Raw genomic sequence first — 23,369 nt, forward strand, 5'->3', positions numbered from 1 at the left:
GGGTGTGGGTCCGGTTGGGTTTGACGTCGAGCAGCAAGCGCTGATTTGGGCGATGTGGCGGCGGGGTGATGCGATTCGCGAGATGGAGCGCACGCTGGGTGAGACGTTGCCGCGGATCCGGCGATACCTGCGTGAATCGGGCGGGATGCCGCCGATCCCGCGACGGCGCAGGGTCGGTCATCTGTCTGTGGACGAGCGTGAGGAGATCTCACGCGGGATCGCGGCTGGGCTGTCGGGGCGGACGATCGCTGAGCGCATTGATCGACCGTCGTCGACGGTATCGCGGGAGATTGCCCGCAATGGTGGCCGCGGTGGGTACCGGGCATTGGTCGCCGACGCGGCCGCGTTCGAGCGGGCCCGGCGCCCGAAATCGAGCAAGCTGGCCGCCTTCGGTTGCCCGTGCTGAGGATTCCCACCCGGTCTGCCACTGCCCGAGGGTGTGCTCGATCAGTCCGGCGTCGGCGAGCAGATCCATGGCGCGGGTGACGTAGTGGTGGGTGAACAGCGGGTCGTTCTTCCGCCGGTAGCGGTCGGTGCCGTACCGAGTTTTCTTGCGGGCGTAGTGAATCCCCGTGGCGGCGGTGGTGGCGGCCAGGTGGACGTCCCTCGCAACGCTGGCCGCAGCCAGGTGCATGTCTTCGGTCTCTCCAGCCCGGAGAAGGGGATCGAGCAGCGCGACCAACGTACTGCAGCTGCTCGGGAGCCCAGTGCATCAGCAGAGGCTCATCAGGGTGCTGATGACCCCACCTGAATCGAAGAAACGCCACGTCTATTCCAATACGTCAGTGCGCGGTCTGGTCGCCCGGGATTGACGGTGTGATCACTGGGCGACCCGCTTCAGCCGGGATCGGCTTCGAGGACTAAGCGCGTCGGCGAACGAGATCGTCGTCGGCTCAGTGTCTTTGGGCTCCGACTCGGGCTCGACGATCTTGTCGTCGTTGCCGAGCGTGGTCAGCATGAACTCGATATTGGCTGGGGGTCATCATCCACGTCCGGCCCATCTTGACGCCGAGCAATTCGCCCCTGTTGAGGCGACGACTCAGCCACCGGGGTCCGTCTGTCCAGTGCGGAGGGAGGTACTGGTCGGCCACCTCGTCCAAGGTCAGGGTCTGGCGGCCAGTCATCAGTCCGCGATCCGGAAGATGTCGGTGAACGCGGCGGTACCGAAAACGCCCAAGACGTGAGCCACGAATTTCGCACCTGGGTTGGTCTTACCCTTGAGGACCGTCGAGATCCCCGGCTGCGAAAGCCCCGTTCTTTCGGCGAGCTGTCGACCGTAGAACTTGTAGATGTCGACCCCCGCCGCGTTGGCGTGACGGCGAAGCCCGTCCTGGTCTAACTCGATGTGCATGTGCGTCGACACTAGACAGCCGAAAAGCGTTGTCAACGCAGCTTTTTGGGGCGAGGAGGGGTCGTCCAGAGGTAGTCACATACTAGTCAAATAGCTTCCCAACGCCTTCCGGCACCAAAAGACACCTACCAGGCTCGATGCCGAAAATGGCTAGCTCGGCTAGGCAAAGAAGATTCCTCAAAAAAAATTTTCCGCACGAAGCGAAATTGGGGGTCCAGAGGGCCGCTTTGGTGCAACGCGCACCGGGACTGCGGCGCAGCGCGTCACTGCGCCAGGATCGCGGCCATCGCGTCAGCGGCGGCCTGGTGGGCCGCTCGGTCAACGTGGGTGTAGAGATCGGCGGTCACCTTGATCGACTCGTGGCCGAGGTGCCGTGACACCGTGGTCAACGGGATATTGGAAGCCAACATCCAGCTCGCGCAGGTGTGCCTCAACGCATGCGGTGTCGGTGCCGGATCCAGCTTGGCCTTGGCGACAGCACGGTCCCAGATCGGCCGGAAAGCCTGGTACCTAACCGGTCCCCCGTGGGCGTTCTGGAACACGTAGGGCTGGCCGTCGTACTCCAGATCGTTCAGTAGGTCGACGGACACGTTGATGGTGCGGTCACTCCTGACGGTCTTGGTGGCCCCGATGTAGTAGCCCTTGGTGGGGCTGTACTTCCACGCCCGTCGGATCCGGACGGTACCCTCCTCGCGGTTGATGTCACCGGGCTTGAGCGCGGTCACCTCGCCCCACCGGGCACCGGAGGCCACCATGAACCTCAGCATCGGCTGGTAGGCCTCGATGATGGCCTCATAGAGCTTGGCGAACTCGGCATGGGTCAACATCCGCAGATCGTCGTCGTCCTCGCCTTCGGTGGCATCACCGGTCGTGCGCGGCAGCCGACGGCCAGCCGCCGGGTTGGCCGGGATGTGCTTGGGGACGGCGGCACCCAGAGCGCCACTGAGGAACCCATGCAGGTTGTGGATCGACTTCGGTTTCAGCACACGTCCGGTCTTCGGTCGGATGGTGGTCTCCAGACCCTTGACCCACAGGGCAATGTCCTCCTCGGACAGCTGGGCCAACGGGATGAGTCCCAGGGTCGGCGCGATGTCGTTCTTCAAGTACCTCTCGTAGACGTCGAGGGTGTACTGCTCGATCCCGGTCAGGTGGTCGATGTGGTGGCGGATCCACTCCGCCACGGTCAGCTCCGGCGTCTCGGACTCGGCGGCGCGGATCTCGTAGCCGTGCATCTCCAATGCCCGCCGCACGCCGTGCGCCTTGATAGCCAACTTGAAGGCTTCGGCGGATGGCTCGTCGCGGAACGTTAGTGGGGACTGCTTGCCGTCCTGCCAGTACAGGACGGTGTAAGACATGCTCCCGTCGGTGCGCTGGCGCTTGCGGATGGAGGCCCAGCGGGACGAATCACTTGTCTTTTTACTTGTCATAGACCAGGATCTTACTACCGAACCCGTCTGACCTGCGTGAATAAGTGGAGCTAAGGGGACTCGAACCCCTGACCCCCACACTGCCAGTGTGGTGCGCTACCAGCTGCGCCATAGCCCCGGATGTTGTGCCCATCGAAGCTACACCACGGTCTGCCAGCCTTCAAAGTCGCTGGTCACGCGGCCCGCGTGATCGCGCTAGCGCAGCGGGTCGAATTCGCGCAGCCCTGGCGGCTGCTTGCCGGTGGTGATCTGCTCGGCTAACAGCCGCCCGGTCGCCGGTCCCTGCTTCATGCCCCACATGCCGTGTCCACCTGCGACGAAGATGCGGTTCTCCAGCACCTGACCCACCAGCGGACGCCCGTCCGGACTCAACGGACGCGGGCCAACCCAGGTCTCGTCGCGCTCCGCCCAGCGAACTCCGTCCAAGAACCGGCTTGTCGCATCGACCATGGCATCGACCACACCAGCAGACGCGGGGGCGTCGGGACGTCGCAACTCCATCATGCTGGTGACCCGCAGCTTTCCGTTCAACGGCGTGCACGCCACGCGCACATCCGGCAGATAGATCGGCCCGAAAACCTGACGCTCCAACGGCACCGTGAACGAGTAGCCACGGCCGGCCTGCACCGGAACCCGAACCCAGCGCCTGACCAGTCCCGGCAACCACGCGCCGGTCGCGATCACCGCCACGTCGGCCGTCAGCGCGGGACCATTGGCGGGTTGCACGAGGACGCCGTTCTCCGACGCCCGCACGTCGGCGACATCCACGGTCTCCAGTGCCCCGCCACGTTCGACGACCGAGCGAGCCAGCGCCTGCACGAACCGTCCGGGATCGACGAACCGCTGACCGTTGATGCGGACACCGACGGCTACTCCGCTCGAGGCCAGCGGCACCTGCTCACGCAACTCCGCACCGGTGAGTTCCGTGGTGGAGCTCGGCTGTCCGGCGTCCCGTAAACGCTGCAGCTGCTCGAGCAGATGTTCGGCGTCTGCAGAACTGCGGAACAACGCGGTGATCGGTGCGTCGGTGATGGGGGCGTCCACCCCGTTGGAGACCAGCTCGTCGTAAGCCGCCATGCACTCGTGGTTGAGCGTCAGGTTCGCCCGCACTGCGCGCGTCCATGACGACTCCCGGCAGTTCGCGGCGAACCGCAGCAAGAATCTCCACAGGGTCGGATCGGTGCTCAGTGGAATCCGCACCGGCGCAGCGCGATTCGGCAATGATCGCAGCGCGTATCGCAGCGTTCGCGGGTCGTTGAGCGGGAGACCCAGCGCCGGAGCGATCCATCCGGCATTACCCCAGGAGGCGCCCGCCGCGACGCCAGTGCGGTCGACCACCGTCACCGAGACCCCGTGCTCTTGCAAAAACCACGCCGTCGACAACCCCACGATGCCGGCACCCACCACGATCGCTGATCGCGGTCGGATCCGGTGGATGTCAGCCATCAAGAACCTCCCGAGCGACGACGTCGATGTCCATGGTGGCGCGGATACCCGCTCATTGCCGTCGACGCTGCTCAGGCCAGTTCCGACGCGGTCCCGGTCTCCCATTCAGCGGGCGGCGGCGTGTGACCCACCACCCGGGTTTCCGGTGCAAACATCCAGGCCACCCCCGCGGCCAGCAACACGATCCCGCTGATGGCAAACCCCCACCCGTAGCTCAGGTGCTCAGCGATCTGAGCCACCGACAACGATCCGACGATGGCGCCCAGATCAACCATCATCTGAAACGTCGCTACCGCGGTGCCCGTGCGTGCCGTGCTGCCCAGGATGTCGGCGATCGCGGCCTGCTGCGGTGAGGTAAAGACGCCCGAGGCCGCGCCCGCCACGCACGCCGCAACGAGGAAGACGGGCACCGACGACGACGCGCCCAACCAGATGGTCGCCACCCCGGAGGCGAGGAGCCCGCCGATCACCAGGCTGCGCCGGCCGATCTGGTCGGACAGATAGCCGCTGGGCCACACCACGACCAGGTTGCCGAGCGCGAACATCCCCAGCACCAAACCCGTCATCCGGGGACCGCGGCCCAACACGTCCGACACGAAGAGCGGCACGATGGCCATTCGCAATCCGAACACCGCCCAGCCTGTCGCGAAGTTCGATGCCAACGCCGAGCGGTACGCGCGGTGCCGAAGCGCGGCACGCACCGTCACCGCCGGCTCCGCGTGCTCGGCGGGCGCACCCAGCGTCGACCGACGCAAGCTATACGAGACCACGATCGCTGTGATCAGCACCAAAATTCCGTAGATCAGAAACGGTGCTTTGAGCCCCAAACCTGCGGTGAGGCTGCCCACAAGCGGGCCGGCGACCGAGCCGATCAGAAACGAGCTGACGAACAGCCCGGCGACCCGCCCGCGCGCGTCAGCCGGGCTGATCCGGATCATCAGACCCAGCGCGGAGATGAAAAACATCGTCGACCCGATGCCGCCGATCGCGCGGAATACCAGTAGCTGCCAATAGGTTTGGGCGAACGCGCATGTGGCGGTGGACACCGACACGATCAGCAGCCCGGCCACGTAGACCCACCGCTCCCCCAGCCGCTGCACCAGCAGTCCAGTGGGCGGGGCGGAGAAGAGCCGCATCACCGAAAAAATCGTGATCGAGAACGTCACCGCGCCGAGGCTCACCCCGAACGTACGTGCAAAGGCCGGCAACACCGGTGACACCACACCGTAGCCAAGCGCGGCCACCGCGTTGGCCCAGATCAGCACCCAGGCTTCACGCGGCAGACCCGTCGATTTGCGACGCCAAGCGCTGAAGCGAGCGCGGCGAGCGACGACGGTCACCCGATGACTTTATCCACAACCTCCTGGGCTGCTTGCTGAACCTCGGCTAAATGCTCCGGGCCGCGGAACGATTCGGCGTAGATCTTGTAGACGTCCTCGGTGCCCGATGGCCGTGCGGCGAACCAGGCGTCGGCAGTGGTCACCTTCAGCCCGCCCAGCGGCGCATCGTTGCCCGGCGCGGTGGTCAACTTTGCGGTGATCTGCTCTCCCGCCAACTCGGTGGCGCTGACTTGGTCCGCTGACAGCTTTGCCAACCGCGCCTTCTGCTCGCGATTCGCGGGCGCGTCGATCCGCGCATAGGTCGGGGAGCCGTACTTCGCGGTCAGCTCCGCATAGCGCTGCGACGGCGTGGCGCTGGTGACGGCCAGAATCTCGGCGGCCAGCAACGCCAGAATGATGCCGTCCTTGTCGGTGGTCCACACCGAACCGTCGCGCCGCAGGAACGACGCCCCCGCCGACTCCTCGCCGCCGAAACCGATGGTTCCGCCGATCAGACCATCGACGAACCATTTGAACCCGACCGGCACCTCGACGAGTTTGCGGCCGATGCCGGCGACCACCCGGTCGATGATCGATGAACTGACCGCGGTCTTGCCGACGGCGATGCCGTCCGGCCAGGACGGCCGGTGGGTGTAGAGGTAGTCGATGGCCGCGGCCAGATAGTGGTTCGGGTTCATCAGCCCGGCGTCGGGGGTCACGATGCCGTGCCGGTCGGAGTCGGCGTCGTTGCCGGTGGCGATCTGGTAGCGGTCCCGGTTGGCGATCAACGAGGCCATCGCGTCCGGCGAGCTGCAGTCCATCCGGATCTTGCCGTCGTGGTCGAGCGTCATGAACCGCCACGTCGCGTCGACCAGCGGATTGACCACTGTCAGGTCGAGGTTGTGCCGCTCGGCGATCGCGGCCCAGTAGTCGACGCTGGCCCCGCCCAGCGGGTCGGCGCCGATCCGTACCTCGGCCTTGCGGATGACGTCGACATCGACCACGTTCGGCAGGTCGTCGACGTAGGCGTCCATGTAGTCGTGGCGCTGGGCGGTCTGCAGCGCGCGGGCCAGCGGCACCCGCTTCACCGTCTCACCATTGCGCAGAATCTCGTTGGCACGCTTGGCGATTGCGTTCGTCGCATCGGTTTCGGCGGGACCGCCGTTGGTCGGGTTGTACTTGAACCCGCCGTCATATGGCGGGTTGTGCGACGGCGTCACCACGATCCCGTCGGCCAGCCCCTCAGTGCGGCCGCGGTTGTAGGTGAGGATCGCGTGGCTGACCGCCGGCGTCGGCGTGTAGCGGTCGGCCGAGTCGATCATGGCGACGATGTCGTTGGCGGCCAGCACTTCCAGCGCCGACACCCAGGCCGGTTCCGAGAGGCCATGCGTGTCGCGGCCGATGAACAGTGGCCCGGAGGTGCCGTGCGCGGCGCGGTACTCGACGATGGCCTGAGTGATCGCCAAAATATGGGCCTCGTTGAATGCTCCATTAAGTGCCGAGCCGCGGTGACCCGACGTGCCAAACGCCACCTGCTGAGCGACGTCGTCGGGATCGGGTTCGATTGAGTAGTACGACGTGACCAGATGGGGCAGATCGACGAGGTCTTCGGGCTGAGCCAACTGACCGGCACGCGGGTTGTCCACCATGGCTACCAATTCTGCCTGCACGCGCCTCCCCCTGGGGCTGCGTCAGTTGGAGTTCCGCCATACGCTGCGTAGCGCACCGGCAAACGAAGGGAATCGACTCAGTGGCATACGACTACCGCGAGTTGGCCGCCGTCTTCGTAGGCGGCGCGCTGGGCACGTTGGCGCGCACCGGCCTTGCCAGCCTGGTGGTCGCCGACCCGACGCGCTGGCCCTGGCCGACGTTCATTGTGAACATCGTCGGCGCCTTCCTGGTGGGCTACTTCACGACGCGGCTGCTGGAGCGGTTGCCGTTGTCGAGCTATCGCCGGCCCCTGCTCGGGACCGGGCTGTGTGGTGGGCTGACCACGTTCTCGACCATGCAGGTCGAAACGCTGAAAATGATCGAACACCATGACTACGGTCTGGCCGCCGGATACACCGCCGCCAGCATCCTGCTGGGCTTGCTGGCGGTGTATCTGGCCACTGCTGTGGTGCGCCGAGTACCGGTGCGATGATCGTCTGGGTTGGCGTCCTGCTCGCCGGCGGCGCCGGGGCGGTGCTGCGGTTTCTGGTGGACGGCGCGGTGGCCCGACGGGCAGCGCGCTCGTTTCCGTTCGGAACGCTGACGGTGAACATCAGCGGCGCTACGCTTCTCGGCCTCCTAGGAGGCCTGGCGTTGAGCCGGCATACCGCGTTGCTCGCCGACACCGCCTTCGTCGGTTCCTACACCACGTTCTCCACCTGGATGTTGGAGACCCAGCGGCTCGGTGAGGAACGGCAGGTCCGCCATGCCGTCGCCAATCTCGTCGCCAGCATTGTGTTAGGCATCGCCGCCGCGCTGCTCGGACAATGGATCGCGGGACGACTCTGACGTCAGGTGAGCGCGGGCATGACGTTGTCGACGAGCAGCTGCACCGACTTCCACGCTTCGTCGATTGGCATGCCGCCGACCAGCGGGTGCAGCACGATCGGTCCGTAGTCGGCGCCGTCGCGGACTTCGGCGATGAGCTGGTCGGGTGTCAGGAAACGGTATCGTCCCGACGCCCTGACCTCGTCCAGCGTCTGAACCCCGGGCAGGTGCATGAGCGAGCGTTGGTCTTGCGACCACCCGCCGTAAGTGACTGCCTCCCAGAGAATGTGCTCGCCGAGCTGGGCCCATGCTCGGTCGGGGTCTTCATGCAGGTAGATCATGCCGCGGTTGATCGGCCCGGGCATGATGACCAGGGGCGCAATCCCGACATCAGCGCACAGCTCGCGATAGTAGGCGGCGACGTCGGGCAGATGGTCGGCCAGGCTGAGGGGAAGGCGAAAACGCGCCGCTCGCCGCGCCGTGACGCGCGCGCCTCCCCCGACGTAGAGCGGCGGATGTGGACGCGTCCAGGTGCCGGTGCAGACCCCGGCCTCTGAATCGGCTCCTGACCACACGGACAGCATTCGCTCGATCAGGCTGTCCATCAGCGTGCCGCGCTGGCCGAAATCGACTGCAAAGGCGTCGTATTCGACCGTGCGGTAGCCCAGACCTACGGTGGTGTGCAATCGACCGCGGCTCATATTGTCGACGAGTGCGATGTCTTCGGCGAGCCGAACCGGATTCCACAACGGTCCGAGCGCGCAGTCCACGCTGGCGATCATTGTCGAGGTTCGCGCCAGGAACATCCCCGCCGCCATGATCGGGTTACAGCTCCATCCGTGCCCGGTCGCGTGGTGCTCGTCGACGCTCACGGTAGTGATTCCTCGGGACTCCCCCCACTGCGCCAATTCGATTGCGGCACGGACCAGTTCGCTTTGCGTGCGTGGATCTCCGTGCGGCGAGGCGAAGTTGAAGCGCAGCACTGTCAGCAGCATGTCCGACCTCCGGTCAGGCTCTAAGCCGGCGCCGCCACCGACTGCAGGAACGCGGGAAAGTCGGGGAACAGCGCGCGGTCGACGATCTCGATGCGGGTGCCGAACGCGTCGATGTAGTAGGCGAACAGCGCCAGATCCGGCGGAGAAGTATCGGCGGTGGCTTCGAAGGTGAAGCCGTTGGCCTCCAGCATCCGTGCGGTCTCGGCCAGATCGTCGGTGAAGTATCCGAGGTGATGGACGGAGTTGCCCGGCGCCGCAGTCCACGGACTGTCGGGCACCTGCTGGATCAGTTCCAGGTGGGGACTCTGCAGCGAGTAGACGAACGTCGAGGTGAGTTCGCGGCTTCCGTTCGCGGTGCGAAACGGCAGCGTGTATGTCAACGGGGTGATCCACCGGTAGCCGGCCAGCGCGCTGAGGCGGGCCATCGCGGCCTCGAGATCGGGTACCACGATGCCGGTGTGGTAGTAATCCTCCGGTTGCAATGCGAATGCCATTGTCTTCCTTCTGGTTTCAGATGCAGTCCGATGCGCCGTCGACGACGAAGACCGCGCCGCTGGTGTACTTACTTTGCTCGGTGCACAGAAAAGCCACCGTGGGTGCTATCTCCCCGACGGATCCGAAGCGCCGCAACGGGATGTGAGCCAGTTCGGACTCGACCAGCTCCTCCGCGATATGCATGGGTGCGGTCATCGGCGTGTCGATGGTGCCGGGCGCGACCGCGTTCACCCGGATCCCCTTGCCAGCCCATTTGACGGCGAGATTTCTTGTGACGTCGATGACCCCGGCTTTCGCGGCGCCGTAGCCGGGCACCAGCGGAACGGCTCGCAACGCAGACATCGACGCCAGGTTGACCACGCTGGCGCCTCCGGTGGCCGTCGATGCCTTCAGCGCGCGGTAGAGGGCGACGGTCAGGCGGTAGGGACCGGTCAGGTTCAGCGCGACCGACGCCTCGAACCCATCCGGCTTCGACTCGTCAAGGCCGCCCGGGAAATTCGCTCCCGCGTTGTTGACCAGCACATCCAGCCGGGTGAAGTGCTGGGCCAAAGCGTCCACCGAGTAGTGGTCGGTGATCTGTAATTGGCGATAGGTCATGCCGGACAGATCGACGTCGTAGTCCGCCGCGGCCGGTTTAGTCCCGGTGATGGTGACCTCTGCCCCGGCGTCCCGAAACAACACGGCAGTCGCATGCCCGATACCGCTGGTGCCGCCGGTGATTAGCGCCTCGGTGCCGGTGAAATCAAAACTGATCTGAGCTGTCATGTGTTTCTCGCTATTTGTTCTGTCAGCCAGGCTCTTTCCCAGAAGTTCGTCGTATCGGCCAGGAGCTTTTCGTGGGCTTCTCTGAGCACCTGGCGCGCCCCCGGATGGTCCGGCTGCGCCGTAGAGACCAGCTCGGCAAGGTGGATGGCATGCAGTGGGCGGCTCGCACCGAGATGTGCGCGCGCCTGTTCCACGAGCGCGTCGGCGCCGGCCAATTCGACCACGTCGGCGCTGACGGCGTCGAAACCAACCGAGTAGAGCTCGGTCGTCGACCGGTGATGAAACCAGCCCGAGTAGTTCTCCCAGATGGCTCGCACGTCCCAGGCGACCTTTCCATAGCCTTGACCCACTTCGTATTCCGCGGGCAAGGTGATCTCCCGCATCAGGGTCAGGACGTCTTTGCCAGCGTTCATCCCGGCGACCGTCTGGTCGTGAATGTACTGGATGGCGTTGCGCAGCCGGGTCAGCTCCGCGTTGATGCGCTCGGCGCCCGAGATCGGCGCGAAGTGGCCGGTCACCAGGAGTTCGGCTTGCAGATCACGAACCCGTTCGACCGAGGCAATGGCGGTCAACGCGTCCCGGTACCGGTCACCTCGCATCGTAACCAGGTTGGGGATATGCCCGAAGATCGGACCGAAAGTATTCCCGCACAGGCAAATCCGCTCGTCCGGGAGCCACACCACAAGCGAGTCGTTGGTCTCCCCACCGGGTACGGAGATCAACTCCATGCGCCGCCCGCCGACCTCCAGCGTGAGGGTGTCTTCGAAGTCGAGATCGACACTGGGAACGCTCTGGGCCGGCAGATGCTTGGTGCCGAGCCGGCGTTGAATGGCCCGGATGCCGGTCGCCAACGTGTCTTTGAAGGCGAAGGCGCTGCGGCTGGCCCGGTACGGGATGAGGCGTTCGTTATCGTCTCGCCATAAGGTCCAGTTCGCTTGTGCGACAACCGTTGTATCCGGGTCCCGCACGCTGTCCAAGCCGCCGACGTGGTCGACGTGCCCCTGGGTGAAGATGATGTAGCGCACCGGCGAGGAGTCCACCGCGTCGAAGTTGGCGCGGTGCACCGGCCCCTCGAACCCCATGCCGGCGTTGATGATCACCCGGCCGTCATCGGTGGTCAACAGGTAGGAATTCGACAGACCCGGCGAGCACCACAGCCCCGGGGCGATCTGCTCGGCCTTTTCAGCGGCGGCCGGGCGCAGGCCGTCGGCGCCCGGCCGGCTGCGGTAGACCGGTTCGAACCGTTGACTCATCGCGACGTCTCTTTCCTCGTGTGCAGACTATTCGGGCCGGACGTCGAACCGGTCGAAATAAAAGTCGAACCGGCCACGGAGTTCGTCGGGCGAGACGCCGAAATGGCGTTGCAGGTCGTAGCGGATACGGCCGTGCTTGCCGCGCGGATTGCCACCTAGGTAACGCTGGAAGCGTGAGCGCACCGTCGGGGTCAATTCGACGCCGCTGCGACCGTAAAGCTCATTGAGCAACGGCATTTCGTTGCCGTTCAGGTGGTGGAAGCTGATGTCGATGCTACGTTCGGCCGGCACCAGGTCACGGTCGCGCACGCATGCGCTGAGCAGCCGGTGCACCCGGTCGGTCCAGTAGTCCAGCAGCCAGTCCGGTTCGATACTGGTCCGGCGCAGTCGGTCGGAGTAGGCCATCATCGTGACCGCCGACTGGATCACCGCGACGGGATCGCGGTGCGTGAAGGCCACTGTCGCGTCGGGGAAGGTGGCCATCAGCGGGCCGAGCTGCTCGCAGTGCTGCGGGCTTTTGAGGACCCACGTCTGCGGTCCACGCAGAAATGTCAACGCCTGCAGGACTTTCTTCATGTAGGCGTAGTGCCGGTGTTGGTCGAGGCTCAGGTAATAGTCCCGCCAGTCCGGCACGCGGGCATGCCATTCCAGAACGTAGCCGGCCAGATCCAGGTCGAGCAGTTCGACTTCCTCCTCGATCGCCTCCGGGAACCGGTCGTGCATGGCGGCCACGACGGGGGCGCTCGCCATCAGTGCGTCGTGTTCGGACTTGGCTCGCGCGTAGCGAGGGTCGACGCCGAAAATGTCCGGGCCTTGACCGAGCGCCGGGATCGGATCCTGGCTCTCCCAGTACGGCAGCGCGCGGCGGCGCGGATCGGCGGCGATGAGATTGACCAGATGCGTGGTGCCGGATCGCGGCATTCCGACGACGATGAACGGCTTCTCGATCCGAATCGACTCGATGTCGGGATACCGCTTGATGAGGTCGGTCAGCGAGAGCCGGTTGCGCAGCAGGCGAACCACTCGTTGCCGCAGCGAAGAACGGGCGAGCTGGGTCAGACCTTGGTCGGCCTCGATCGCGGCCACGTGCGCGGCCAAGCGGTCAGTGAAGCCGTCGCCGTCGTCCAGGTCGTCACCCACCGAGGCCTGGTCGATCGCTTCGGCAAGCATCTGGTCGATGTCGAAGTCGACTTTTCTGGCCTCGGTGAACTCCAGAATCTGACGCTGGGCATCGGTCAGCTGGGGCGACGTCAGATCGTCGAAGTCGATGTCAGCGACGTCGCCCGGTGAGCCCATGCGACCGCCTCCTCGACATTGAATGTGTCAATTATTCGACCATCTCCGCTCCCATCCCCAGACGACGGGGTGGTTGCGATGTCGATCAGCGCTAAGCGGTCAGCGAGGTGATTCGCCGAATGACCTCCTCGCGGCCAAGTGCGCGCGCGACTTGGAATAGGTCGGGGCTCTTGGTCGACCCGGTCAACGCCACCCTGATCAGCTGCGAGGCTTCCCGAATCGAACCGGGATAGGCGTCCGGGCTCTGCTTGTATTCCTTTGCGCTGCTTGCGAAGCCGAACTTCTGGGCGAGGTCTCGCACTTGCTGGAACCACTGAGCAGAGTCATCGATATCCCGGTAATCGGCGACGAAGGCACCCGCGAACGACCGGACCAGGTCGGTCGGGAGCCCGCCCAGCTGGGCATCGGCAGCGCCCGCGAGCGTGAACAGGTCGGCAAAGAAAAAGCCGTACGCGGCACGAAAATCCGACCATTTGCGGAGATCTTTGCGCGGGTTGGTGACCCCCTCGCGTTCGACGGCAAGAGCGGCCAGTGTCATGTCCGGATGAGATGTGATCACCCGATGAAGCTCGGGATCGAACTCGGCTGCCCACGCTGTCACGGCGGCGTAGATCTCCGGCCCACTCAACGTCGCGATGTAGTCGGCGCTGATGTCTTCGAGCTTGACGAGGTCTACCAAGGGGCCGGCGCCGCCGCACTCGGCCAGTGAAATCGGCGCGGCGAGCGCTTCTGGCAGAGGCATTTCAGCAAGGCGTCCGTTGGCCAGGCCGCGGAGGTAATAAAGCACCGCGTCAGCGGGATATCCGGCCCTGATGTAGAAGTCGACGTCGGCTTCCGGGTCCTTACGCTTGGACAGTTTGCGCTTGCCGCCCGGGATCTGCTTCATCAGCAGGGCGATGTGCGCATAGGTGGGCGGCTGGAACTGCAGCGCTTCGAAAAGCTGAAGGTGCAGCGACACCGACGAGAGCCACTCCTCGCCCCGGATCACCAGGTTGACCCGCATCAGGTGATCGTCGACGGCGTGGGCGAAGTGGTAAGTCGGCAGCTGCTCCCCCGCCGACGATTTGAGAATGACCGCGTCGTTGTAGTTGGCCTCCATGGACAACTCGCCACGGATCGCGTCGGTGAACGAGGTCCGCCCACCCGCGCGGCCAGGTGAATGGAAGCGCACCACATACGGCAAACCCTTCGCCAAGTTCTCCCGCACGGCTGCGACGTCGGCGTCGCGCCAGATGGCCCAGTCCCCGTAGTAGCCGGTTGGAAGCTTGGCCAACTGTTGGCGCGCTCGAATTTCGGCGAGCTCTTCGGGCGTGGCGAAGCACAGGTACGCCTTGCCGGATCGCAGCATTTCTCGCGCGTAGGTCAGGTAGATCGTCGCGCGCTCCGACTGGCGGTAGGGGCCGTATGCGCCGGTCTGGTCGTCTTCGTCGGGAGGGACCCGAAAGTAGCCGAATGCGCGCGCGAATTGTTCGTATGCTCCCGGCACCTCCCGGGATTGATCGGTGTCCTCGACACGCACGAAGTAGCGACCACCGGTCTGGTTCGCCACGGCGCGGTCGATCATCGCCGTGTAGATGCCGCCGAGGTGGATGAACCCGGTCGGTGACGGTCCGAGCCGGGTCACTTCAGCGCCGGCGGGCAGCTCGCGGGGCGGATAGCGCTCTTCCCACTCGCCCGGCTCAGGCAGATCGGCGGGAAAGAGGCTGTCGACCTCATGCGGCTCCAGCATCCGGTGACGGCTCCTATCGGGACGGTTTGCCAGGTCGATGTTAGTCACGCCTCCGTAGGGTGGTGATGTGAGCGTCGCTCCGGATATGACCGTTACTCTGCAAGACCGCTTCTTCCGCGACTTGCCGGAGATGGCGACCCGCTGGCAGGCCGAGACATTTCCCGACCCGCGGCTGCTGGCACTCAACGAGCCGCTTGCCACCGAGCTTGGCTTCGACGCTGCCTGGCTGCGGACTCTAGACGGGCTGCGCTTCCTGGTGGGCAACCTGGTTCCCGGCGATGCCGCTCCGGTGGCCCAGGCCTACGCCGGTCACCAGTTCGGCGGCTACGTGCCGCGGCTGGGCGATGGCCGCGCCCTGCTGCTGGGCGAGCTCGTCGGCGCCGACGGGCGCACCCGCGACATCCACCTCAAAGGTTCCGGCCCCACACCGTTCGCCCGCGGCGGTGATGGCCTCGCGGCGGTGGGACCGATGCTGCGCGAATACATCGTCAGTGAGGCCATGCACGCTCTGGGTGTGCCGACGACGCGATCCTTGGCCGTGGTCGCCACGGGACGGCCGGTGCAGCGCGAGACGCTTCTGCCGGGCGCCGTCCTCACCCGCGTCGCCACCAGCCACCTGCGCGTCGGGAGCTTTCAATACGCTGCGGCCACCGCCAATCTGGACCTGCTGCGACGCCTGGCCGACCATGCGATCGCGCGCCACCATCCCGAGGCAGCCGACGCCGATCAGCCTTACCTCGCGCTGTTCGAGGCGGTGGCCCGAGTCCAGGCCTCGCTGGTGGCCCGTTGGATGCTGATCGGTTTCATCCACGGGGTGATGAACACCGACAACATGACGATCTCCGGCGAAACCATCGACTACGGACCGTGCGCCTTCATCGAGGCCTACGACCCCGACACGGTCTTCAGCTCGATCGATCACTGGGGGCGCTACGCCTATGGCAATCAGCCCGCCATCGCCGGGTGGAACCTCGCCCGCTTCGCCGAGGCGCTTCTTCCGCTGCTCTCCGACAGCGTCGAAGAGGGCATTGCGCTCGCCGAGAACTCGTTCGGTGTCTTCCGGGACGAGTACGCCACGGTCTGGACGTCCGGCATGCGAGCCAAACTGGGCCTGCCCGCCGACGTCGAAGGCGCGGCCGTCACGTCCTTGGTCGACGCGTTACTGCCCCTGCTGAAAGAGAGCCAGGTGGATTACACCTCGTTCTTCCGCGACCTCGGCCGGTCTGCCCGCGGCGATGCCGGGCCCGCCGGCTTCGACGAGTGGACGTCACGGTGGCGAGCGCTCAGCCCCGACCCCGAGTCAATGGATCGCGCCAACCCGATCTACATTCCGCGCAACCATCTCGTCGAGGAAGCCCTGACCGCGGCGACGGGAGGCAACCTAGATCCGCTCCAACGGCTGCTCGTCGCCGTGACCGCCCCTTACGACGAACGAGCGGGGTTCGAGCGCTACGCCAGTCCAGCTCCCGAAGACTTCGGCACCTACCGAACCTTCTGCGGCACCTGAGCTTTCGAAGAGGAGGCTGGCTTGGGCGCCTTCGTCAACTTGTTCGCTTTGCGAACTCCGTTGTCCAGCAGGCCAGCCGGGGCAAACTTCTTCAGCAACGCCAGCCGCCGCGCCAAGGGTCCGGCCGGATACCGCAACTTCGGCGTACGGCTGGTCGCCGCCTTCAGGACGGCCTGTGCCACGACCGCGGGGTCATCCCCAGCACGTACCGCCTTGGCGATGACCTGCTTGACGTGCTCGCGAACGGGCGCGTAGCTGTCGATCGGCGAATCGGCGTCGGTCGCGTTGGCCTCGAAAGAGGTGTTGGTGTAGCCGGGCTCGACGACGGAAACCCGCACACCGAATTCGCGGGTTTCGTGATCGAGGGATTCCGAGTAGCCCTCGACCGCGTGCTTTGAGGCTGCGTACAGCGAGCCGTAGGGCGACGGCAGGAAGCCCAGCACCGAGCCGATGTTGATGATGCGACCACTGCGCTGTGCGCGCAGGTAAGGCAGTACCTCGCGGGTCAACCTGACCAATCCGAAGAAGTTGGTGTCGAAGAGCTGTTGCGCCTGTGCGGTCGACGTCTCCTCCGCGGCGCCGAAAACACCGGCACCGGCGTTGTTCACCAAGATGTCGATGCGGCCCGCACGCTGGACGACCGTGGATACCGCCGCGGCGACCGACGCGTCGTCGGTGACGTCGAGCTGGACCAATTCCACCCCGGCGACCGGTTGCGTTGTTCGCGGGTTACGACTCGTGCCGAAGACCTCGAAGCCCTTCGCGGCGAACGCGTCGGCGACGGCCCGGCCGATTCCCGAGGAGACGCCGGTAACCAATACCACGGGCGATCGTTTTGTCATGTCCACTCCTAGTAAACCGATTGGTGTACTTCTATCCGGCCGCCACGCTACACCACTTGACGGCCGATGTAAACCGCTCGGTATACTCCGGGTATGAGCAAGCAGCAAGTGGCGACCAAGGGAGGCCGTGGCGCGCGCCAGCGCATCCTGAATGCTGCGGCGGAGTTGTTCTACCGGGAGGGCATCAACGCCACCGGCGTTGAGCGACTCGCGGCCGAATCGTCGGTCTCCAAACGGACTCTCTACCAACACTTTCCGAGCAAGACGGCGGTGGTGGAGGAATATCTGCGCAGCATCGAAGACCGCGTCCCCGGCCCCTTGGCGGACGCCAGCGAGCAAACGCCGCGCGAGCGCTTACTGGCCGTTTTCCAAGGGCCCGCACGCGGCGGACCGCTACGGGGCTGCCCGTTCCACAATGCTGCCGTCGAGGCAGCAGGATCGATGCCGGGAGTTCAAGAGATTGTTCGTACCAGCAAGCGCAGCTTCATCGACGGACTGACCGAGCTGGCAAACCAAGCGGGCGCCGCCGACCCGCAACTATTGGGCAACGAGCTCAGCGTGCTCTACGAAGGTGCGGCAGCACTGGCTACGTCGTTGGACGACTTGTCGCCGTGGGTGCACGCTCGCGCGGCAGCTGAGACGCTGATCGATCAAGCGCTCGCCCGCTGATCCTCGAACCGTGATTTGTCGCTTCATCAGCGGCGTGCCGGGCTGCCGCTGTCACATCTGCCCCACGAATTTCTGGGTGGAGCCGGCACACAATTTGCCCGCCTTCGAGCGACAACTTAAAGCGCGCAACGGATTTGTCGCTCAAAGGCGGGCACAACGGACATCCCAAAGCTGGCGAGACTCCTGTGGCTGATGTGATAGTTGCCGGTGAGGCAAACGCCGAGCGGCACGACGTCAGCAACGCCTAGCGCGCGCCGCGCACCAAGCGGCCGGGGCGAGCGCCGGTGTCGACGCCGTCGCGGCGGGTCACGACGCCGTTGACGATCGTTGCGCTGTAGCCGGAGGCACCCTGCACGAGCCGGTTGCCACCTGCCGGCAGGTCATAGGCCATCCGGGGCGCATGCAGGGTGAGCGCATTCATGTCAATCAGGTTGACGTCGGCCCGCTTTCCGACTTCGACGACACCACGATCAGAGAGCCCGAAAAGCTGCGCGGTGTCGCGCGACTGCTTGCGGATCACGTACTCCGTTGGCAGCTTCTCGCCCCGGTGACGATCCCGCGCCCAGTGGGTCAGCAGGAAGGTGGGATACGACGCGTCGCAGATCATGCTGCAGTGCGCGCCGCCGTCGGACAGCCCGACCACGCCCGCAGGATGCGTGAGCATTTCACGGATCGCGTCGTGGTTGCCGTGGGAGTAGTTGTAGAACGGCAGCATCAGCATCGACGTTGCGTCGGACTCGAGCATCAGGTCGTAGAGCGTGGCCAATGGGTCCTCGCCACGCTCCGCAGCGATTTTCTCCACGGTGCGCTCGTCGGTCGGCTCGTAGTCGGGGGGATCCCCCAGCGCGTAGAGCCGGCCGAGCGAGTATTGAGCGAGGGCGAACATGTTGTCGAACAACAGGTTTGGATCTGGCGGCAGATCGTCCTCGGACAGGATCGCAGCCTTGACGGCGGGATCGGCCAGACGCTGCGCCAGCTCATCGCGACTGCATTCGCCTTTCAGCCGGCGGAAGGTCGGGCGGTGGGTGAAGGCGTGATGCCCGGGAAAGCCGAAAAGCATGCCGAACGGTCGTGCAGCGATCTGGGGATACAACCGACTGCCCGCCGCGTGGGCGGCGGCCGAGATGTCCAGCTGCTCGCGCCACAGATCCGGCGCGGCGTCCACCTGGATCATGCCGAATGAAATCGGCCGGTCGATCTCAGCGCCGAGGCGTTGCATCCAGTCCAGTTCCTTCTTGGGCGCGATGATGTCCTCGCCCGCCACGCCCTGCGGGGCCAGCTCGAAGACGGCCTGGCCGCCGGCCGCCATGGCCCGGCCGAGCCCGAACAGCTCATCCTCTGCGGCGTAGGTACCCGGAACCGGCTCGCCGTCGATGGCGCGGTGACCGATGGTGCGGGAGGTCGAAAAGCCCAGCGCGCCGGCCTCGACGGCCTCCTGCACCAGGCGCGCCATCGCCGCAATGTCGGCAGGTGCCGCGGGCTCGTTGCGGGCGCCGCGCTCGCCCATCGCGTAGGCGCGGACCGCGCCATGAGCCACCTGGCTGCCCACGTCGACGGCGAAGTTCTTTCTCCCTATGGCATCGAGGTATTCCGGGTAGCTCTCCCAGCCCCATGAGATGCCCTCGGTGAGTGCGCTGCCGGGGATGTCCTCGACACCCTCCATCAGGCCGATCAACCAATCCTCTGTGCCCGGGCGCACCGGCGCGAAGCCGACCCCGCAGTTACCGGTGACGACAGTGGTCACGCCGTGACTGCTGGACGGCTCCAGCATGTCGTCCCAGCTGACCTGGCCGTCGTAGTGGGTATGGATGTCGACAAATCCGGGCGCGACGATCTTTCCGGTTGCGTCGATCGTCTCGGCAGCCTCGCCTTCCAGCGGCGGGCTGCCCGGCCCGCGGCGACGAACCTCGACAATTCTTCCGTCTTTGATGGCGACGTCGGCGGCGAATCGGTCCGCGCCGGTTCCGTCCACGACAGTGCCACCCGTGATCTTAAGGTCGAACACAATTGCTCCCTTGCCTGCGCTGCCGACCGCTACAGTGGACCAATGTAACACCGTTACAGAAGCGACGGGAGTGCTTCGATGACGACCCACGCAACGCGCGATGCTCGGCTAGAGGATGCGATCGGCACGCCACCACAACGCCCGACCCTGGTGCCCGCGGAGCGCTACTACTCCCCCGCGTTTGCCCAGCTCGAGGTGGAGCGGATGTGGCCGAAGGTGTGGCAGCTCGCCTGCACGGTCGACCACGTCGCCGAACCCGGCGACTATTTCGAATACCGTTGCGGCCCCTACTCGGTACTGATCGTCCGCGGCGACGACGGGACGCTCCGTGCTTTCCAGAACGTGTGCCGTCACCGGGGCAACTCGCTGTGTGCCGGCTCGGGTGCGGGCTTGCGTGAACTGCGCTGTGGTTATCACGGTTGGACATGGGATCTCTGCGGCGTTCTGAAGCGGGTCCCGAACCGCAAGGGCTTCGGGACGTTGCAGCTGTCTGAGCTGCCGCTAATCGCGGTCCGCGTCGACACTTGGGAGCGGCTGGTCTTTGTCAATCTCGACGTCAACGCGTCGCCGTTGACCGACTACCTGGAGGTCGTGCCGAACGACATCGCCTGGCTCGGGGTCGGCGACTTCCGGTGCTATGGCACCATGACCATCGAAGTCGACGCGAATTGGAAGACGATCGCCGACGGCTACAGCGAGACCTATCATGTGCAGACGTTGCATCCTGAGCTGCACCTCTGCATGGATGACGTCTATGCGCCGCAGGTGATTTGGGGGCACACCGGTAAGTCCGAGCAGCTTTACGGCGTGCCGAGCCCGCATCTCAAGCACAGGCCGACCGACGCCGAGGTGTGGGACGCCTACGTCTGCACCCAAGGGGCGCTGATGGGCGTTGCGGAGGGCACCCCGTTCCCGGGCAACCAACCGGGCCAGTCGGCCATGGATGTAATCGCCGAACGGACAAGAGCTTTCGCCGCCGAGCGTGGTGTGGACCTGAGCTGGGCCAGCACCGACCAGGTAATGCGGCTGCACCAGTACAACGTCTTCCCGAATCTCACGCTGCTGGCCAACGCCGACCACTTGACGGTGATGGCCTCACATCCGGGGCCCGACCCCGATCATGGCGAGCAGGTGATGTTCTTGTGGACTCGTATGCCGCCGGGCGCGCCGCGAATCAAGCCCGCTGACGTGCGGATGACGGCTAACGAAGCCGAACCCGGTCTGGTGATGACGCAGGACATTACGGTGTTGGCCGGACTTCAGCGCGGCCTGCACCAGCCCGGGTTCACGCACTTGACGTTGTCCAACGAGGAACGGCGAGTGATCAACACGCACCGCAACCTGGAACGCTACCTCGAGTTACCCGAGCCCGAGCGGATGATCCGAGGTGGTGAGATCGGTGACAGAGCCCGTTAGCGCGGAGACGATCCTCGACGCCGCTGCCCGTCTGATCGAAATGCATGGCGTGGAGGCGTTCACCATGCGCGGCCTCGCTGAGGAACTCGGGGTAGCAGTCACGTCGATCTACTGGCATGTCGGAGGTCGCGACAAACTCTTCGACAGCCTGGTCGACCGATTGCTCAGCGAGATGGCGCATCTGCCCATCGAGGGTGACACTGCAATCGAACGCATTGCCACACTTGCCCGCTCGCAGCGTAGGGCGCTGATTGATCGACAACACCTGCTTGCCATCGCGCACGAACGCGATCGCACGCCGACGCTGTTTCTGCCGATTCAGCAGACGTTGGCGGCCCAGCTGGCCGAGTTGGGCGTGACCGGAACCGATGCCGCACTCGTCTTGCGAGCGGTACAGGTTCACGTCATATCGTCTGCGGTGATGCAGTTCTCGGCCGTTCGGGGAGCCAAACACGAGGAGGAAGATCCCTCGCTGTGGGACGACGACTGGCCCGACCAAGCGCTCGTCCAGGCACTCCAGTCCCCCACTGACTACGACGCCGTCTTCGAATACGGGCTCAACGCACTGCTGAGTCAGATGCCTTCGGGTGGCTGAAATGACGCGATCAGACGGCCGACGTCGCGCCGCCGCGATTCCGCCGGCCACACCACCCAGGTACGGCGCACCACTGGTTGACCGGCTAACGGTGACCACGTCACGTTGTCGGGCAGCGGTTGCAGCACGTTCTCGGGTGCCAGCGCGAAAGCCTGTCCGCTGCTTACCGCAGCGAATTTCACCGCAGCGATCAGCACTTGATCGTCCGGCGCCGGCGGTCCGATGTCGACGCCGTGGCTACGCAGGATGCCCGTCAGCTCGTCATACCAGGCGGGGCTGCTGGAGCGGGGGAAGCCGACCCAATTCAGTTCAGCCAACTGGTCTAGCTGGACACCATCGGAGTCGGCCAGTCGCGCAGCAACTTTCGATGAGATGAGTACGCCAAGAACTTCTTGAGCGACCAGCATCGCGTCGAATTCCGATCCGGAGGGGCGTTCTCGGACCAGGCCTACGTCCAGTTGATCGCTGCGTAACGCCTTGAATTGTGCGGCCGTCGAGAGGTGCTGAGGAACGACGCGCGTGTTTGGCGATTCCACCGCGAATTTGGCCAGCGCCGTAGGGAGCACGTCAGGAGCCAGCTCTAACGGGATGCCCAGCCTGATGACCTCGCTGGATCCGGCGCTAAAGGTGCTCATTGTCCGCAGGGCCTGGTGGTAGCGAGCCAGGACCGCACGCGCCTCGACGAGCAATGTCGTTCCCGCTTCGGTTGGGCGTACGCCAGCGCTAGTGCGTTCTAACAGCGTCACCCCGAGTTCGCGTTCCAGAGCGCTCACCGTCTGAGATAACGCCGACTGGCTGACATGCAGTCGACGCGAGGCCGCGGACATGCCGCCTTCTTCCACGACCGCCACGAAGGCGCTGAGTTCCCGAAAGTCCATAACCGCTGGCCGCCTCACGCCGAAGCCGATTAGCTATCAGCCCAGCTTATAGCGGCCGCTAATCGCGCCGATAAGCAAGACGCATAACCTCTCGGCGGTCTCGGACTAAAAAGAGGTGGGAGTGCGCTGCTACGCACAGCATCCACAAACTATCTCCGCGAAGGGGTAAGCAGATGACAACAACACTTGAGGGCTCGACGGCGCTGGTAACCGGGGCGACAGCCGGGATTGGTCGGGCGGTAGCACTGCAACTCGGTCAGCTCGGCGCCGAGGTCATAGTGCACGGGCGCAGCGCCGAACGCGGCGCCAAGGTCGTGCAGGAGATCCAAAACGCCGGGGGCAAAGCACGTTTCATCGCTGCCGATCTCGCCGACGCCGACGACGTGCGCCGACTGGCCGCCGAGGCCGGATCGGTCGACATCTTGATCAACAACGCCGGTGTCTACAAGTTCGGTACGACCGTCGACACCGACGACGCGTTCTTCGACGACCATATCAACATCAACCTGCGAGCCCCGTACATCCTGGTGCAGAAGTTGGTGCCGGGCATGGCCGAGCGGGGCCACGGCGTCGTCGTCAACCTCAGCACCGTCGCCGCCGCTATTCCGTCTCGCACCGGAGGCATCTACGGTGCCAGCAAGGCCGGCGTGGAACTACTGACCCGCGTCTGGGCCGATGAATTCGGTCGGTCCGGTGTGCGGGTGAACGCGGTGCAGCCCGGGCCGGCCGAAACTCCCGGCACCGACGCGACGCCAGGCCTTACAGATGCCTTTGCCGCCTACACCGCGCTGGGGCGGGCCGCCTCGCCCGACGAGATCGCCAACGCCATCACGTTTCTGGCCTCTCCGGCAGCGAGCTATGTGAACGGCGCCATCCTGCAGGTCACCGGTGGTCAGCTAGCGA

Annotated in this window: 23 protein-coding genes and 1 tRNA gene; 8 read left to right on the top strand and 16 right to left on the bottom strand. The window is 65.2% G+C overall.

Features of this window, described 5'->3' with window-relative positions; all coding sequences use genetic code 11:
- The coding region (locus tag ACLQI9_RS02200) for a helix-turn-helix domain-containing protein (RefSeq protein ID WP_442390907.1) at positions 1-406 on the top strand (406 nt) is incomplete at its 5' end.
- 414 nt (positions 407-820) lie between these two features.
- On the opposite strand, the gene ACLQI9_RS02205 is transcribed toward ACLQI9_RS02200, so the two are convergent.
- The 7 genes from ACLQI9_RS02205 to pgm form a co-directional block, all read right to left on the bottom strand.
- Positions 821-958, bottom strand: a complete 138-nt coding sequence (locus ACLQI9_RS02205; RefSeq protein ID WP_442378110.1) for a hypothetical protein — start codon at positions 956-958, stop codon at positions 821-823.
- A gap of 165 nt (positions 959-1,123) precedes the next feature.
- Positions 1,124-1,351, bottom strand: a complete 228-nt coding sequence (locus ACLQI9_RS02210) for a helix-turn-helix domain-containing protein (RefSeq protein ID WP_442378109.1) — start codon at positions 1,349-1,351, stop codon at positions 1,124-1,126.
- A gap of 263 nt (positions 1,352-1,614) precedes the next feature.
- The gene (locus tag ACLQI9_RS02215) at positions 1,615-2,778 is read right to left on the bottom strand and encodes a tyrosine-type recombinase/integrase (protein WP_442378108.1); all 1,164 of its coding nucleotides are present in this window, start codon (positions 2,776-2,778) and stop codon (positions 1,615-1,617) included.
- Between the two features lie 45 nt (positions 2,779-2,823).
- Positions 2,824-2,896, bottom strand: a tRNA-Ala gene (locus ACLQI9_RS02220).
- Positions 2,897-2,973: 77 nt separating this feature from the next.
- Positions 2,974-4,224 (bottom strand): NAD(P)/FAD-dependent oxidoreductase, encoded by a 1,251-nt coding sequence (locus ACLQI9_RS02225; RefSeq protein WP_442378079.1) that lies wholly within the window; start codon positions 4,222-4,224, stop codon positions 2,974-2,976.
- 71 nt (positions 4,225-4,295) lie between these two features.
- Entirely contained in the window at positions 4,296-5,564 is a 1,269-nt protein-coding gene (locus ACLQI9_RS02230; RefSeq protein WP_442378078.1) for an MFS transporter, read from the bottom strand.
- A complete protein-coding gene (gene pgm, locus ACLQI9_RS02235; protein ID WP_442378082.1) occupies positions 5,561-7,192 on the bottom strand; it encodes a phosphoglucomutase (alpha-D-glucose-1,6-bisphosphate-dependent) in 1,632 nt (543 codons plus the stop codon). The genes ACLQI9_RS02230 and pgm overlap by 4 nt, the downstream gene beginning before the upstream one ends.
- Positions 7,193-7,293: 101 nt before the next feature.
- On the opposite strand from pgm, the gene crcB (ACLQI9_RS02240) reads away from it, so the two are divergent.
- Both crcB (ACLQI9_RS02240) and crcB (ACLQI9_RS02245) read left to right on the top strand, forming a co-directional pair.
- Positions 7,294-7,686, top strand: coding sequence for a fluoride efflux transporter CrcB (gene crcB, locus ACLQI9_RS02240; RefSeq protein ID WP_442378077.1), 393 nt, complete (start codon positions 7,294-7,296; stop codon positions 7,684-7,686).
- Positions 7,683-8,042, top strand: coding sequence for a fluoride efflux transporter CrcB (gene crcB, locus ACLQI9_RS02245; protein WP_442378076.1), 360 nt, complete (start codon positions 7,683-7,685; stop codon positions 8,040-8,042). The genes crcB (ACLQI9_RS02240) and crcB (ACLQI9_RS02245) overlap by 4 nt, the downstream gene beginning before the upstream one ends.
- Positions 8,043-8,044: 2 nt before the next feature.
- On the opposite strand, the gene ACLQI9_RS02250 is transcribed toward crcB (ACLQI9_RS02245), so the two are convergent.
- The 6 genes from ACLQI9_RS02250 to ACLQI9_RS02275 all read right to left on the bottom strand — a co-directional run bounded on the left by ACLQI9_RS02250 (position 8,045) and on the right by ACLQI9_RS02275 (position 14,602).
- Entirely contained in the window at positions 8,045-9,016 is a 972-nt protein-coding gene (locus tag ACLQI9_RS02250; RefSeq protein WP_442378075.1) for an LLM class flavin-dependent oxidoreductase, read from the bottom strand.
- A gap of 20 nt (positions 9,017-9,036) precedes the next feature.
- On the bottom strand, positions 9,037-9,510 hold the full coding sequence (locus ACLQI9_RS02255; RefSeq protein WP_442378074.1) for a VOC family protein: 474 nt from the start codon (positions 9,508-9,510) through the stop codon (positions 9,037-9,039).
- Positions 9,511-9,526: 16 nt separating this feature from the next.
- Positions 9,527-10,276: an SDR family NAD(P)-dependent oxidoreductase gene (locus ACLQI9_RS02260; RefSeq protein WP_442378073.1), complete on the bottom strand. Its 750-nt coding sequence runs from the start codon at positions 10,274-10,276 to the stop codon at positions 9,527-9,529.
- Positions 10,273-11,529 (bottom strand): MBL fold metallo-hydrolase, encoded by a 1,257-nt coding sequence (locus ACLQI9_RS02265; RefSeq protein WP_442378072.1) that lies wholly within the window; start codon positions 11,527-11,529, stop codon positions 10,273-10,275. The genes ACLQI9_RS02260 and ACLQI9_RS02265 overlap by 4 nt, the downstream gene beginning before the upstream one ends.
- Before the next feature lie 27 nt (positions 11,530-11,556).
- The gene (locus tag ACLQI9_RS02270) at positions 11,557-12,825 is read right to left on the bottom strand and encodes a sulfotransferase family protein (protein WP_442378071.1); all 1,269 of its coding nucleotides are present in this window, start codon (positions 12,823-12,825) and stop codon (positions 11,557-11,559) included.
- A 91-nt stretch (positions 12,826-12,916) separates the two neighbouring features.
- Positions 12,917-14,602, bottom strand: coding sequence for a glutamate--tRNA ligase (locus tag ACLQI9_RS02275; RefSeq protein WP_442378070.1), 1,686 nt, complete (start codon positions 14,600-14,602; stop codon positions 12,917-12,919).
- A 37-nt stretch (positions 14,603-14,639) separates the two neighbouring features.
- Here ACLQI9_RS02275 and ACLQI9_RS02280 point away from each other — a divergent pair, with 37 nt between their 5' ends.
- Complete coding sequence (locus ACLQI9_RS02280) at positions 14,640-16,061, top strand: protein adenylyltransferase SelO (protein WP_442378081.1); 1,422 nt, start codon at positions 14,640-14,642, stop codon at positions 16,059-16,061.
- Here the strand turns inward: ACLQI9_RS02280 and ACLQI9_RS02285 are convergent.
- On the bottom strand, positions 16,037-16,903 hold the full coding sequence (locus tag ACLQI9_RS02285) for an oxidoreductase (protein ID WP_442378069.1): 867 nt from the start codon (positions 16,901-16,903) through the stop codon (positions 16,037-16,039). The two genes, ACLQI9_RS02280 and ACLQI9_RS02285, sit on opposite strands and share 25 nt — an antisense overlap.
- A gap of 93 nt (positions 16,904-16,996) precedes the next feature.
- Here ACLQI9_RS02285 and ACLQI9_RS02290 point away from each other — a divergent pair, with 93 nt between their 5' ends.
- Entirely contained in the window at positions 16,997-17,572 is a 576-nt protein-coding gene (locus ACLQI9_RS02290; protein ID WP_442378068.1) for a TetR/AcrR family transcriptional regulator, read from the top strand.
- A gap of 244 nt (positions 17,573-17,816) precedes the next feature.
- Here ACLQI9_RS02290 and ACLQI9_RS02295 read toward each other — a convergent pair whose 3' ends face one another.
- Positions 17,817-19,577 (bottom strand): N-acyl-D-amino-acid deacylase family protein, encoded by a 1,761-nt coding sequence (locus tag ACLQI9_RS02295; protein ID WP_442378067.1) that lies wholly within the window; start codon positions 19,575-19,577, stop codon positions 17,817-17,819.
- 78 nt (positions 19,578-19,655) lie between these two features.
- On the opposite strand from ACLQI9_RS02295, the gene ACLQI9_RS02300 reads away from it, so the two are divergent.
- Together ACLQI9_RS02300 and ACLQI9_RS02305 are read left to right on the top strand one after the other, a co-directional pair.
- Positions 19,656-20,993, top strand: coding sequence for an aromatic ring-hydroxylating oxygenase subunit alpha (locus ACLQI9_RS02300; protein WP_442378066.1), 1,338 nt, complete (start codon positions 19,656-19,658; stop codon positions 20,991-20,993).
- Positions 20,977-21,588, top strand: a complete 612-nt coding sequence (locus tag ACLQI9_RS02305; RefSeq protein ID WP_442378065.1) for a TetR/AcrR family transcriptional regulator — start codon at positions 20,977-20,979, stop codon at positions 21,586-21,588. The genes ACLQI9_RS02300 and ACLQI9_RS02305 overlap by 17 nt, the downstream gene beginning before the upstream one ends.
- On the opposite strand, the gene ACLQI9_RS02310 is transcribed toward ACLQI9_RS02305, so the two are convergent.
- On the bottom strand, positions 21,567-22,466 hold the full coding sequence (locus ACLQI9_RS02310; protein WP_442378063.1) for a LysR family transcriptional regulator: 900 nt from the start codon (positions 22,464-22,466) through the stop codon (positions 21,567-21,569). The genes ACLQI9_RS02305 and ACLQI9_RS02310 overlap by 22 nt on opposite strands.
- A 173-nt stretch (positions 22,467-22,639) precedes the next feature.
- Between ACLQI9_RS02310 and ACLQI9_RS02315 the strand changes: the two genes are divergently transcribed.
- Positions 22,640-23,369: SDR family NAD(P)-dependent oxidoreductase (locus tag ACLQI9_RS02315; RefSeq protein WP_442390909.1), on the top strand; the 730-nt coding region annotated here is incomplete at its 3' end.

The organism is Mycobacterium sp., assembly GCF_052143115.1.
Lineage (GTDB): Bacteria > Actinomycetota > Actinomycetes > Mycobacteriales > Mycobacteriaceae > Mycobacterium.